Below are 12,380 nucleotides of genomic sequence, written 5' to 3'. Positions count from 1 at the left end.
CGATCACGCTCCAGCTCCAGCTCCAGCTCCAGCTCCAGCTCCAGCTCCAGCTCCAGCTCCAGCTCCGGCTCCGGCTCCAGCTCCGGCTCCGGCTCCGGCTCCGGCTCCGGCTCCGGCTCCGGCTCCGGCTCCGGCCGTCATATCTGAACGCAACCTGCAGCAATGAGGAAATAGGCTGAAGGATTCCCCGGGATTACGTCGCGGATCGAGTTTGCATTGTCCCTGTCGACACGCATTTGTGGTTCCTAACTAACCGTATCGACTTGTCACGTGACAACTGCAGATTCCGACGCTACTCAGGGTCGCAAGTCGATAGCAAAACTGCACCAGCATGTCCAAAACGATAACGAAATAACGTTTTGAATCAGCACTGCGATTTCTTCTGGCTTTCGGCGCTCAAGTTCTAAGAACTCCATTAGCACCCTCCATTTCGAATGAAATTTCATCTATTTCTATTCTTCATTCGATTTCACATGCGAATAATTTCCTGGCCATTTGGCCTGCTTGTCACGTAACAACTACATCAATCAGAAAATTTCTCTCGCCGTCTAACACTTTTCTGGACTTTTCAACAACAACTGCATATATTACGCAAAACTCCTTGGAGGAATTTAATGGCTTTCAAGATCGCCGTCAGCAATCAAAAAGGTGGTACTGGAAAGACGACCATCTCCGTCAATATCGCAGCGGCCTTCGAAGCCGGCGGCAACAAGGTCGCCTTGATCGATGCCGACCCTCAAGGCACGTCCGTCAGATGGGTCACGAGCGGGGAAAATACGCTCCCGATGACGGTTCTGTCATTGGCCCCCGCCGGTCGCGGTATCGGCGGCGAGATCAAGAAGCAGGATGCAAATTTCGATGTGATCGTCGTCGACTGCCCGGGCAACCTCGAAGACCCGCGCATCGCGTCCGTGCTCGAAGTCGCCGATTTCTGCCTCGTGCCGCTGTCGCCGTCGCCGGCCGACCTGTACAGCACCGTCGCGATGATTCGCATGATCGAGTCGATGCGTGCGGTTCGTAACCCGAATTTGTCTTCCGCGCTGATGCTGAATAGCGTCAATGGAAAAACTAAAATGCGTGAAGAAATTTTAAAAATTCTAAGGGCTGAGGAAATAGGGGAGCATCTACTCGACAGCCAGATCGCGCAGCGCGAGGTCTACCGGCAGACTTTCGCCCTCGGCACCACGATCCATCATCACAATCGATACCTGAAGGGGCTGAAGGAAGCCCGCGCGGAAATCGAGAGACTGGTCACCGAAATGGCCCAATACATCGCGTCGACGCGCGCTATCGGAGCCGCTCATGGCTAAGGACACATCGAAAGACAAGAAGCCGACCGGTAACCTGCATCTCGCGGCCGGCCTGCTGCGCGGGCTCGCGCAGGAAAACGCGGCGCTGGAAACGCGCCTGCCCGAGCCGACGCCCGCGTCGAGTCCTGCCGTAGAAACCGCAACCCCTGTTGCCCCGACCGCGGCCACGCCCGCCGACGCGATCGATCTTGGCGCGCCGCAGAAGGTCGCAGTCAAGGACTGCATCCCGAACCCGTTCAACCCGCGCGTGTTCTATTCGGAGTCGAGCCTGCACGAGCTCGCCCTGACGCTGAAGCGGGAAGGGCAGATCGAGCCGATCAAGGTCACGCGTCTCCCGGAATTTCCCGGCAAGCTCGTCGTGATCGACGGGCAACGCCGGTTGCGCGCGACGAGCATCAACGGCGACGAGACGATCAACGCGACGTTCCGCACGGACCACACGCCCGAACAGCTCTATACGATCGCCTATCGCGCCAACCACGACCACGAGCGCCAGACGATCTTCGACGATGCGGTCGCGTGGAAGCGCCTTCTCGACGAAAAGGTCTTCCCTGACCAGAACACGCTCGCGGAGAAGATCGGCAAGGACAAGGCATCGATCAGCAAGACGCTGTCGCTGAACGCACTGCCCAACACGCTGCTCGAACGGATGGCTGGCGCGAACGATGTGGTCGGCCTGCAGGCGGCGTACTTCCTGAAGCTGATTTTCGAGCGTCTGGGCGAACCGGCTGCCGACCGTCTGCTCACGGCGGTGATCGACCGGAAAAAGTCGGTACGCGACCTCGAGAATTTCCTGCGCGCGCAGAGCGACGGCAACAAGAAGACGGGACGCACGCGCTACAGCGTTCGTCACGATTTCGCGCTCGAATCACGCGCGATCGGTCAGTTGAAGACCTATCCGGACGGACGTCTGGACCTGCAACTGAAGGGAGTCGATGCGTCCCACCAGGAAACGCTCGCCGACCGGCTCAAGACCGTAATCGACGCGTACGTCGCCGAACTGGCGGAAGCCGCGCAAAAGTAGGCGCGCAATAAAGTACACGCGCAAGACAAAGGCCTCGCACCTGCATGGCACCGCGCAGCCGGATGAAGTCCGGTACACGGCGCATGCCAGGCGACGAGGCCTTGATCAGTTGGTCGCGAGGCTGCTTTTCAGCAGGAATTCCAGCAAGTCGTCCGAGGTCGGTTCGCCCCAGGTATCGAGCGCCAGCCACCGGAAGAAACTGGTTTGCGCCAGCTTGCTCGCCTTCTTCTTCGGCGACAGCGTGAGATCCTTCGAACCGGCCACCGTCTCGTTGTAGCGCTCGATCAGTTTGGTCTGGTCGTCGATCTCCAGCTCGCGGAAATACGCACCGGCTTCGTCGACCTTCGCGGCCAGGTATTTGTCGCGAATCTGTTCCTGCTTGCTCTGAGCAGATTCCTTTGCCGGCGCGGCCGTTTCGGTGCCCTGCCCGTCGGCCAGCGTATAGCCGTGCGTCAGCGCCTTGCGGAAATACGCGGCCACGTTGTCGACCGGCGCTGCGTTCTTCTTCGTAGTCCGATTGAGCGTATAGGCGATTGCCGCCTTGATGCGCTGCACACCGTACTGCGTGATCAACCGGCGCGCTTCCGAACGCGGGATGCCGAACTTGGCGACCTCGTCGACGAGCGCTTCGTTCTTGACGTCGCCTTCCTCGACCGTATCCGCGCTCTGCTTGCGCGTCACCTTGAACTGGACGGCCTCCACGCTGCGACCTGACTTGTGTTCGATCAGTTCGAGCGTATGGTCGGAAACTTCGTTCACCTCCTGAATGCACGGCACCAGGACCTTGCTCTTGAAGAGCTTGTACTCCTTGTACGACTGCGACGCCTTGTCCTGGCCGAGGATGAGATCGCGGAATTTCGGCAGCGGAATCTTCGCCGTGATGCCGATCCCCTCGTAGCGCACCGTGTTTTCCCACAGGGCAAGCGAGTGCGAGCGCCGAAACTCGCGCGCGATCCGCATATCGATGAGCGCATAGATTTCCGGATTGAGCAGCTCGCTGCGAATCTGGTCGGAGAAACTGTACTTCAGCACCGATTGCTCGAGCTCGGCGCCGGCGAGCAGGCCCGACGCCTTCCACACCGTCGAGCGGTCCGCGGCAAGGTAGTCCCAGTTGACGACGGTACTGATCAGGGAGTTGACCGTGTCCTTCACATACTTCGTGTTGTTGCTGTTCAACCCGCTCTCGTGCGAGAGCGCGGCGATCGAGATCGAGAAGCTTGTCCGGCCGGGCTCGAACGCTTCCTGACGAAGAGCGTTCTTGATCAGCGAGCTGAACATCTTGCGCTGCTGCAGGCCGATCTTTCCGGACTTCGGAGCGATATGAATTGCCTGGACCGCCTTGCGCAGCAGATCGGGAGGCTCGGGCGTCTGAAATAGCGAAACCTGCTTGTCGGAGCCTTTGATTGCGGGCTTACGCGGCATCGTGATGTCCGGAGAAGGTGACCGTGTTGATGGCGGACTTTATACCTTTTCATGCCGCCGAGCAACGCCTCTTTCTCCAGTATCACTTTCAATATTATCGCTAACAGCTTGTTGAAAAAGGAAAAATTCCAGTTTTCCGATTTGTTCGGAACCCCATATCCATATACCTTTCGGCCAAAAACAGCTCCCAAAACCTGCTACCTGTGCGATCTGTCGCCAGGATCCGGCACGGGACTTGCCCTACTGAAGGTACCCATTCATGGGAAGCAATCGACCGAAACGGGATTGGCGAACCCGATTCGTGGTGCCCTGCAACACGATCTGCGTTACCCCCATAACACGCTACCTTTAACGCGTCCCATGAATGGGTACCTGACGGAATCCACCGGCTTGGCGTTTTGTCTTCATCCGTGCCCACGAGGCAAAAATTCCCCCCATGGATGACTACCTTCAAATTTCCCCACAGAAGGTAACCTTTCCGCCGGCCTGATCCTGTTTATGGGACTGTGCTTCCGCAGGGACGAGCAAAACGAGATCCTCCGGTCTGTGCAGGCACCCATAAACGACTACCTGAAATCCATCCCATAACCGGCAACCCCACATAAAATGCTGTGCCCGACGACGCGGAAAGATCGCCAAGGACGCACCATAAATGGCTACCAATGGATTCCCCCATAGAGGGCTACCTGAAGGGTTTTCGGGGCAAAATCCCATAACGGGCTACGCGTGCCCCATATCCACAACCCCCATTTCCCACAACTCGGTACCCGATTCCCCAAATCCACAGACCTGAAGCCCCATACCCTTCCGCCTGTACTCCCATAAATGGGTACCGAACACCTGTCAAACCCTTGGCAGACAAGGCTGTGAGCCGTCTAAAAGTAGTTAAAGAAGTAAACGTGGTTTACCAAAGATGTAAACACACGTGTGCCTATGCAGAAAAACAACCCCCATAAACCGCTACCAAAGCGAACCGGAAGTGCTCGACAAGCACAGCAATCCAGGCCTTCGGCCTGTGGAACCCCCTCTATTTGCCCCATTCTGCAAGCCTCCCAGGCCTGACAAGGCTTCCCACGAAGGTGAGTACCTACTAACAAGAGCTCAAACGTAGAAACTTATGGGAGGAAATCCTCGTTTTCAGCACATAGGTTCCCATTTATGGGACCGGAAAACGCCCACAGCGGCACGCTTCCCATCCGGGATTACCCGCAGACGACGACCGCCGCCCGCGACACCGGAATATCGCGGGTTTCCCTCACAGCAGTGAGAAATCGTCGGAATCCATCCCCGAGCAGTTTTTTTGGCGACTTTATCGGCGCTTCCGTGGAGAAGTCTTCGGCTATCGCGCGCCGGCCTGCTCGGCACTTTTCAGTCAGCAATCCGTGCACAGACGACATCGCTTGGCTCATGCTCCGTTCATTCGGCCTCGCAGTTTTCTACCTTTGGGCCGGTACCGGAAGCAGCTCTGTATCGCGATCGGCTGGACGAGAATCGCATCCCTGTGCTGCGCGAGAACGCGATCTTGGACGGCTCGATCACGGCAAGCCCGGCATTGCCCAGAACGTGAGGCGAGGACCATCAACAAAGCTCACCCTCATCGGGTCCGAGTTTGAATCCCGAACATTCTCACCGTTGGAAGTTGGCGAGTCCTGCAAAAGCTCACCGACAAGGTGCCCTCGGATTGATGAACCGTGTACGCGACGCCTCCGTACCAGACACGGTCACCCGATGCAAAAACTGTGAGGCCCGCACGCAGCGCCAGACCTGCGGGCGTCCTCGTCGCACAGGCTCGAGACTCTTCGTGACGTCGGCACGATGACGAGCGCCGCACACTCGCACATGCGATGCGCTCGCGTGATGTCCGCGGCCAATCGTGAACGAATGCGGATCCAAGCGTTCACCTTGTGCGGCAGATGCCGTCTCTGCCCGCGCACGTCGTCTCCCACAAGTGGCGACGAATAGTGCCGGACAGGTAACCATGCACGCGGCGATCGGTTACCCGATTGTCCGCAGCGTATCGTGTTGACGTGCAGCGGAACGAGTCAGACTCGGCACAGAATGAATCGTGGCCGTTTATGGGAAGAAGCGTCGCTCGCGCCGCAGCGAATCACAACATGGCGCACAGGTCCGCGATTCCATTGCATGTCGCGCTCATGAGGCGAAGGTCGCGTTGCACGAGCAGCAAATTCCACGGGTGAAACAGTCGGCATCGTACGAGTGTGCGAAGCGCCGAAACGGATCTCATCCTCATCTTCATCGGCAACCTGCCGCCATCGACGGAACAATCCGCTTCGTCGCACGGTTGCCACGGTCGCGCATGTCGCGTGATGCCCGAGCGTGATGCATTGCCGCGGCCCCGGCGAAACGAGGATCGAACGGGCGCGCGCGACACGTGACGATACGACGTATCCCATACGTGTATCCCCAAGAATGTACGCACGATGGCGCCACATTTTTTGCAACGCGGTTATGATGCAAAGGCCCTGATCGCGACATGACGACCGACCAGGGGCAGGGGCGGTATCTCGATGTGCTTTCACTCCGTGACCAATCAGAAAAGAGAGTTCAGCGATGCAAATCCAGATCAAAAAACTGACGCTGGCTGCTACGGCAGCAGCGTTCCTCTTCGGCTCGGCCGCTCCGGTGTTCGCGCAGACCGACGCTAGCGCACCGGCCGCACCGGCGGCACAGGATGCGAAAGCCGCCAAGCGTGAAGCACACAAGGCAGCACGGGCAAAACGCAAAGCCGAACACAAGGCAGCGCGCGCGAAGAACACCGCCGAACTGAAGAAACTCGAAGACGCGGGCTACAAGCCGGCGGCCAACGATCCGAACTATCCGCAGAACCTGCAGAACGCTCAGAAGAAGGCGGGCGAAGCCGCTGGCGCAAGCCAATAAGCTTTCCCTCGCGAGAAAGGCCCCGGCTCGAGCCGGGGTTTGTCGTTTGTGCTGCGGAAACGCGATGCGCGTCCGGGCACCCATGCGGGTATCACATCCGCATCGATTAATTCGATGTACTTTGTTTTTGGATGAGGTGGAAACCACCTCGATGTGTTGAACCTTCCTGCTCTCCGTGAACGAGACGCGCCGTCCAGCCTGTTCAGGCTCAGAGGAATCCTACGGAATATAACAATTCACTGGATGAATCACGAAGGACGAAAGACGTTCATGCACGAGCAATACGCTTCAGCGCAACGGTGCTCGAAAACCGCACCGACCGACCGTCGCCGACATACCGACATAGTCAGCGCCGCGCGGCCGCTGCGTTCCCCGTCGCTTTCAGCCAGTCCTTGAATGCCCGCACGGCTTCGTCCTCCGCGCGTGCGCCCGCCACATAAGTGAAATAGCGCCACGGCGGCAGTGCCGGTTCGCTGAACGGCTGCACCAGCCGGCCTTCGGCAATGTCGTCCGCAACGAGCGCGATCGGCCCCATCGCGACGCCGAGGCCGTCGAGTGCGCCTTGCAGCGTCAGATAGAAATGCTCGAGCGTGAGCGAGTGCCGCGGCACCAGATTCGCGTGCCCGGCCGCCGCGAGCCACTCGGGCCACATGCCGGGATAAGTCGCCGCATGCAGCAGCGTGAAGCCGGCGAGATCCGCCGGCGTACGCAACGGCCGGCCCTCGAGCAGCTTCGGCGCGCAGACGGGCAGCCGGACTTCGGACAGGAATTCCTCGGCGACATATCCGTCGATTGCCTGCGGGCCGCCGCGGACGATCAGGTCGACCTTGTCGCGCAACTTCTCGATCGGCTCGTTCGAGGTCGACAGCCGCACCTCGATGGCCGGATGCGCAACCTGGAACGACGACAGCTTCGGCACGAGCCAGCGCAGCGAAAACGTCGCGGGCGCGCTGACGCGCAGCACGCGCTGCTGCCCCTGGCCGAAATGCTGTGCGGTGGCCAGCGCGATCCGGTCGAACGATGCACCGACCTCGGCGAGGTACGCGCGACCGGCATCGGTCAGTTCGACCCGCCGGTTGTGCCGTTCGAACAGCGGCCGGCCAAGCCATGCCTCCAGTTGCTGGACATGCCGGCTGATCGCGCCATGCGTCACGCACAGTTCGTCGGCGGCGAGCGTGAAACTGCCGAGCCGGGCCGCGGCTTCGAACGCGCGCAGCGAATTCAACGGAGGGAGTCGTCGGGCCATTTACCGTTTCGCGTTAAATTTACTCACGCGAATGCTCAGATTTAATCGTTTGATCGGGCGATCCTGCTCCGCCAATATGGCACACAAACGGCCGATGCGGCCGGAATATGTGTCTGGATTTCTCACATGGAGTATGGAACATGCCGAACGTGGTGGTGGTGGGCGCCCAATGGGGTGACGAAGGCAAGGGGCGCGTCGTGGACTGGCTGGCTGCGCAGGCCGATCTCGTCGCACGCTACAACGGCGGCCACAACGCGGGCCATACGCTCGTCGTCGGCGACAAGACGTACAAGCTCGCGCTGCTGCCGAGCGGCATCGTGCGCGGCAAGCGCGGCGTGATCGGCAACGGCGTGGCGCTCGATCCGGAGGCGCTGCTGGCCGAAATCGGGCGGATGACGGAGCTCGGACTGTCGGTGACGCCGGACAATCTGTCGATCGCGGAGAACGCCGCGCTGGTCCTGCCGATCCACCGTGCGATCGACCAGGCGCAGGAGCGTCTGCGTCGAGAACCCATCGGCACCACGCTGCGCGGAATCGGGCCGGCCTACGAGGACAAGGTGGGGCGCCGCGGGTTGCGGGTCGCCGATCTGGCGGAGCCGGGCCGGCTTGCCGACAAACTCGACGTGCTGGTCGATCACCACAATGCATGGTTCCGTGGCCTGGGGCTCGAGCCGTGCTCGCGCGACGCGATGCTGGCAATGCTGGTCGACATCGCGCCGAAGATCCTGCCGTTCGTGCGTCCCGTGTGGGCCGACCTCAACGACGCGAACGACCGCGGCGAGCGCATTCTGTTCGAGGGTTCGCAGGCCGTGATGCTCGACATCGACTGGGGCACGTATCCGTTCGTGACGTCGTCGGGCACCGTTGCTTCGGCCGCGGCGGCCGGCACGGGCCTCGGCGCGTCGAAGCTCGGCCACGTGCTGGGCGTGACCAAGGCGTACGCGACGCGCGTCGGCGGCGGCCCGTTCCTCACCGAACTGACCGACGCCACCGGCGAAACGCTGCGCGCACGCGGGCAGGAATTCGGCGTCAACACGGGCCGGCCGCGCCGCTGCGGATGGCTCGATGCCGCGCAGTTGCGGCAGGCCGTCCGAATCTCGGGTATCGATTCGCTCGCGCTCACCAAGCTCGACGTGCTCGACGGCTTTGCGTCGATCGAGCTGTGCGTCGGCTACGAACTCGACGGCGCACGCGTCGACCATCTGCCCGCGAGCCTCGATGCGCAGGCGCGCGCAACCCCCGTCTACGAAACATTCGCCGGGTGGACCGGCACCGTGAAGGGCGTGCGCGAGCGCGCGGCGCTGCCGCGTGCCGCGCAGGATTTCATCGCACGCGTCGAGGCGGTCGCGGGCGTGCCCGTGTCGATGATCACGACCGGCGCGGAGCGCGAAGACACGATCGTGCTGAGCAACCCCTTCGATCCGGCCTGAGCGCGACGCGGCATGCGCAATGCGTGTCCGGCAGGCCGCTGCGATGCGGCCTGCACCGATCCGGTGCCGGTCGTCCTTCGGCATGGGTTGTCGCGTGAACGACGGGCCGCCGCCGCGGCGCACGGCAAACTGGACACGCCTGCACCGCTGCGGTACTGTTCCGCACAATTCGCGCCAGACCGGACCGTGCCGGGGCGGGCGCCGCCGCAAGGCGATTTCAATCCCGGGGACATGTCGATGGACACGTTACAGATGATGCGCATTTTCGTCCGGGTGGCGGAGGAGGGCAGCTTCACGAGCGCGGCCCAGCGCCTGGACATCACCACCGCCTACGCATCGCGTTCGGTCGCGCAACTCGAAACGCACCTGCGCACCCGTCTGCTCAACCGGAGCACGCGCCGCATCGCATTGACCGATGCCGGACAGCGCTATCTCGACCGATGCCAGCGCATCCTCGGCTATGTCGACGAAGCCGAAGCCGAGGCGGCCGACGCGCAGGCGAAGCCGTCGGGCCGTCTGCATGTGCACGCGACGACCAGTTTCGGTCAGGCCTATCTGGTGCCCGCGGTGGTGCGATACCGGCAGCGCTATCCGTCGGTGGCGGTCGAGCTCACGCTGTCGCAGCACGTGCCCGACATCATCGACGAAGGCTACGACGTGTCGCTGCAACTGAGCACGACGGAGTTGCCCGATTCGGGGCTGGTGTCGCAGCGGCTCGGCGATGTGCACAGCGTGCTGTGCGCGTCGCCGGCGTACCTGAAGGAGCGCGGTACGCCGCGCACCGTGCGCGATCTCGAAGCGCATGCGTGCCTGCAGATCGTCACGCCGATCTTTCCGCGCGACCGCTGGCATCTCGACGGCCCCGACGGTCACGAGACGTTCGAACTGCCGCTGCCGGATTTTCAGGTCAACATCGCCGACGCGCTCGGCGCCGCGTTGCGCGCCGGCCTCGGGATCGGCTCATTGCCGATGTCGACCGCGGTGCCCGCACTGGCGAGCGGGGCGCTGGTTCGCGTGTTGCCCGAGTACCGGCTGCAGAAGCTGACGGTCTACACGCTGTACGCGTCACGCCAGTACCTCGACGCGAAGATTCGCACGTTCGTCGATTTCCTGCGCGAATGCGTGCCTGAAATGCTGTCCGCCGACGAGGCCGCGCTGCGCGGTTCCTGCGAGTCCTGAGCGAAGGTGGACAAGGTGTGCCGGGTCGAATGTCGCGGCACACGTTACGTAGTCCGTGAATCAAGGTTCGACCGTGCAGGATATTTTGCACACCGAATTTGAAGGTGAAAGCGACGCGACACCACTTCACCGACCGGTTGCATCGCTCGTTGCGCGCCGTTATGAAACCCCCTGCTTTCGACATCGGACATCGTTGGTTCGGTGCGAAGCGTCGACCGCCTGGAATCGATTCGACTCGTGCTTGCGCTTCCACGCGACAGTTTGCACGTCGCGAACCGGCCGCGCGCAACCCGCTCCTCCGTTTCCTCCCTGTCGAACACTGGACAGCATGGCAGACCGACTATCCAGATCCTGCCGCCGGATCATCCAGGCCGGTCTTGCGGTCGCGACAGGCGCCACCGCCGCTCGCGCAACACATTCGTCCCCGTAAACGACAACGCCACGGATGCAAGTCCGTGGCGTTTTGCTTGACGTGCATCGCCGCACGGCAGCCGGGAGTGCCCGCTGCGGTATTACTGCTGCTTGTCCCAGAGCGTGCGCCCGAAGAACGTGAGCGTGCGATCCCACGCGATCTGCGACCACACCGGATCGAACTGCGTGCCGCCGATGCGGCCGTGGCCGACCGCCGTTTCGTTCGCGAACGCGTGATGCGCGAGATAGCGGTGGAAATCGACGTCGACCTTTGCGTCGGTCAGCTTCTTCTCCAGCGCATCGACCTGATCGATCGCGAAGAACGCATCCTGCGTACCCCAGTGACCCATCAACGGTACCTTGATCTTCGACGGATCGAGGTAGTCGAGCGGAGGGAAGCCGTACCACGTGACGCCGGCGTCCGCATCGGCGAACTGCAGCGACAGCAGCGTGAGCGCGCCGCCCATGCAGAAGCCGGTGACCGCCACGCGCGAGGCGCGCGTCTTCAGGTATTGCACCGCGCCGGGAATGTCCTGCGACGCGGCATCGCCGAAATCGAGGCCCGTCATCAGGTGGTGCGCTTCTTCCTCCTCGACCGTCGACTTGCCGCGATACAGGTCGGGCACGAGCGCGAAGTAGCCGCAGCGCGCGAGGCGATCGGCGACGCCGCGGATCTGGTCATTCAGGCCCCACCACTCCTGGATGACGACGACCGCGGGCGCACCTTCGGTCTTTTCCGGCGTGGCGAGGTAGCCCTGCAGTTCCTGGCCGTCCGGACGGCGAAACGTGATCATGGAACCGGATGTTTGAGACATGAAACCGCTCCTTTTCGAAAAATGCGATGAGTGCGGCATCGGGTCGGCCAGCGAGTGCGGTATGCCCGGTGAGTCGAGGCTTCGCCCGCGTTCGCTTCGGCCGGCGCCGACCACGCGGCCATTCTATGCGCAAACGCCGGCGGTCTGCGTGAACGGCGCGATGCGGCGGCCGATTCGCGCTCGTGCGTCGGTCGGGCTTCGCGCAGTGCGCAGGTCGCGTGGGTAGAAAGCGCAACACCCCGCCCCGATGAACGGGAGCGGGGTGTTGCGCCGGCAGCGGGTGTATCGCGGTACGCGCCGCGTGCGGTGGTCTTACTGACCGAAATAGACCGAGTCGCGAGCGGTCTGCTTGACCGCGATCGCGCGGCCGGCACGCACGCCGGCGGCGGCCTGTGCGCCGTAACCCGTTGCGTCGCTGTTCGTCACGCGTGCCTGCGCGGTCTGCGGCGCATTCGGGTAGTGGACGTCGGACACTTCCGGCTTGTACCCGGCCTGTTCGAGCTGGACGAGTTCTGCACGGACCTGGGCGCGCGTCAATTGGTCCGACGGGTTCGACTGGGCGAATGCGCCAAAGGATGCGGACAGGGCGGTGGCAGCGGCGACTGCGTAGATGAACGACTTCATGGTGACCTCCGGTTTTCGTAG

The 12,380-nt window shown here is 62.0% G+C and carries 9 protein-coding genes; 5 read left to right on the top strand and 4 right to left on the bottom strand.

The genetic code is table 11. From position 1 onward, the window contains the following. The first annotated feature begins 614 nt into the window (after positions 1-614). Together U5771_RS32885 and U5771_RS32880 are read left to right on the top strand one after the other, a co-directional pair. Positions 615-1,310, top strand: coding sequence for a ParA family protein (locus tag U5771_RS32885; RefSeq protein ID WP_322027798.1), 696 nt, complete (start codon positions 615-617; stop codon positions 1,308-1,310). After that, the gene (locus U5771_RS32880) at positions 1,303-2,334 is read left to right on the top strand and encodes a ParB/RepB/Spo0J family partition protein (RefSeq protein ID WP_322027797.1); all 1,032 of its coding nucleotides are present in this window, start codon (positions 1,303-1,305) and stop codon (positions 2,332-2,334) included. Before U5771_RS32885 ends, U5771_RS32880 begins: the two co-directional genes overlap by 8 nt. 105 nt (positions 2,335-2,439) lie before the next feature. Here the strand turns inward: U5771_RS32880 and U5771_RS32875 are convergent, their stop codons facing one another. Further along, positions 2,440-3,756 (bottom strand): replication initiation protein, encoded by a 1,317-nt coding sequence (locus U5771_RS32875; RefSeq protein WP_059451727.1) that lies wholly within the window; start codon positions 3,754-3,756, stop codon positions 2,440-2,442. A 2,571-nt stretch (positions 3,757-6,327) separates the two neighbouring features. Here U5771_RS32875 and U5771_RS32870 point away from each other — a divergent pair. After that, positions 6,328-6,654 carry a DUF4148 domain-containing protein gene (locus tag U5771_RS32870; RefSeq protein ID WP_322027796.1) on the top strand — a complete coding sequence of 109 codons (327 nt, stop codon included), beginning with the start codon at positions 6,328-6,330 and terminating at the stop codon, positions 6,652-6,654. Between the two features lie 346 nt (positions 6,655-7,000). Here U5771_RS32870 and gcvA read toward each other — a convergent pair whose 3' ends face one another. Further along, the gene (gene gcvA, locus U5771_RS32865) at positions 7,001-7,900 is read right to left on the bottom strand and encodes a transcriptional regulator GcvA (protein ID WP_322027795.1); all 900 of its coding nucleotides are present in this window, start codon (positions 7,898-7,900) and stop codon (positions 7,001-7,003) included. A 140-nt stretch (positions 7,901-8,040) separates the two neighbouring features. On the opposite strand from gcvA, the gene U5771_RS32860 reads away from it, so the two are divergent. Next, the gene (locus tag U5771_RS32860; RefSeq protein WP_322027794.1) at positions 8,041-9,330 is read left to right on the top strand and encodes an adenylosuccinate synthase; all 1,290 of its coding nucleotides are present in this window, start codon (positions 8,041-8,043) and stop codon (positions 9,328-9,330) included. A 237-nt stretch (positions 9,331-9,567) separates the two neighbouring features. After that, the gene (locus tag U5771_RS32855; protein WP_322027793.1) at positions 9,568-10,509 is read left to right on the top strand and encodes a LysR family transcriptional regulator; all 942 of its coding nucleotides are present in this window, start codon (positions 9,568-9,570) and stop codon (positions 10,507-10,509) included. A gap of 512 nt (positions 10,510-11,021) precedes the next feature. Here the strand turns inward: U5771_RS32855 and U5771_RS32850 are convergent. Then, entirely contained in the window at positions 11,022-11,735 is a 714-nt protein-coding gene (locus U5771_RS32850; protein WP_322027792.1) for a dienelactone hydrolase family protein, read from the bottom strand. Between the two features lie 312 nt (positions 11,736-12,047). After that, positions 12,048-12,359, bottom strand: coding sequence for a DUF4148 domain-containing protein (locus U5771_RS32845; RefSeq protein ID WP_322027791.1), 312 nt, complete (start codon positions 12,357-12,359; stop codon positions 12,048-12,050). Positions 12,360-12,380 lie beyond the last annotated feature (21 nt).

The sequence above is a fragment of the Burkholderia sp. BCC1977 genome (genome assembly GCF_905339595.1).
GTDB lineage: Bacteria > Pseudomonadota > Gammaproteobacteria > Burkholderiales > Burkholderiaceae > Burkholderia.
This window is presented reverse-complemented; position numbering and strand designations above follow the sequence as displayed.

What these genes read in the sequence shown, in the direction of transcription:
- U5771_RS32880 (WP_322027797.1), top strand. Translation starts at nt 1,303, where the DNA reads ATGGCTAAGGACACATCGAAAGACAAGAAGCCGACCGGTAACCTGCAT.
- U5771_RS32845 (WP_322027791.1), bottom strand. Translation starts at nt 12,359, where the DNA reads ATGAAGTCGTTCATCTACGCAGTCGCCGCTGCCACCGCCCTGTCCGCA.
- U5771_RS32855 (WP_322027793.1), top strand. Translation starts at nt 9,568, where the DNA reads ATGGACACGTTACAGATGATGCGCATTTTCGTCCGGGTGGCGGAGGAG.
- U5771_RS32875 (WP_059451727.1), bottom strand. Translation starts at nt 3,756, where the DNA reads ATGCCGCGTAAGCCCGCAATCAAAGGCTCCGACAAGCAGGTTTCGCTA.
- U5771_RS32850 (WP_322027792.1), bottom strand. Translation starts at nt 11,735, where the DNA reads ATGTCTCAAACATCCGGTTCCATGATCACGTTTCGCCGTCCGGACGGC.
- U5771_RS32885 (WP_322027798.1), top strand. Translation starts at nt 615, where the DNA reads ATGGCTTTCAAGATCGCCGTCAGCAATCAAAAAGGTGGTACTGGAAAG.
- U5771_RS32860 (WP_322027794.1), top strand. Translation starts at nt 8,041, where the DNA reads ATGCCGAACGTGGTGGTGGTGGGCGCCCAATGGGGTGACGAAGGCAAG.
- U5771_RS32870 (WP_322027796.1), top strand. Translation starts at nt 6,328, where the DNA reads ATGCAAATCCAGATCAAAAAACTGACGCTGGCTGCTACGGCAGCAGCG.
- gcvA (WP_322027795.1), bottom strand. Translation starts at nt 7,900, where the DNA reads ATGGCCCGACGACTCCCTCCGTTGAATTCGCTGCGCGCGTTCGAAGCC.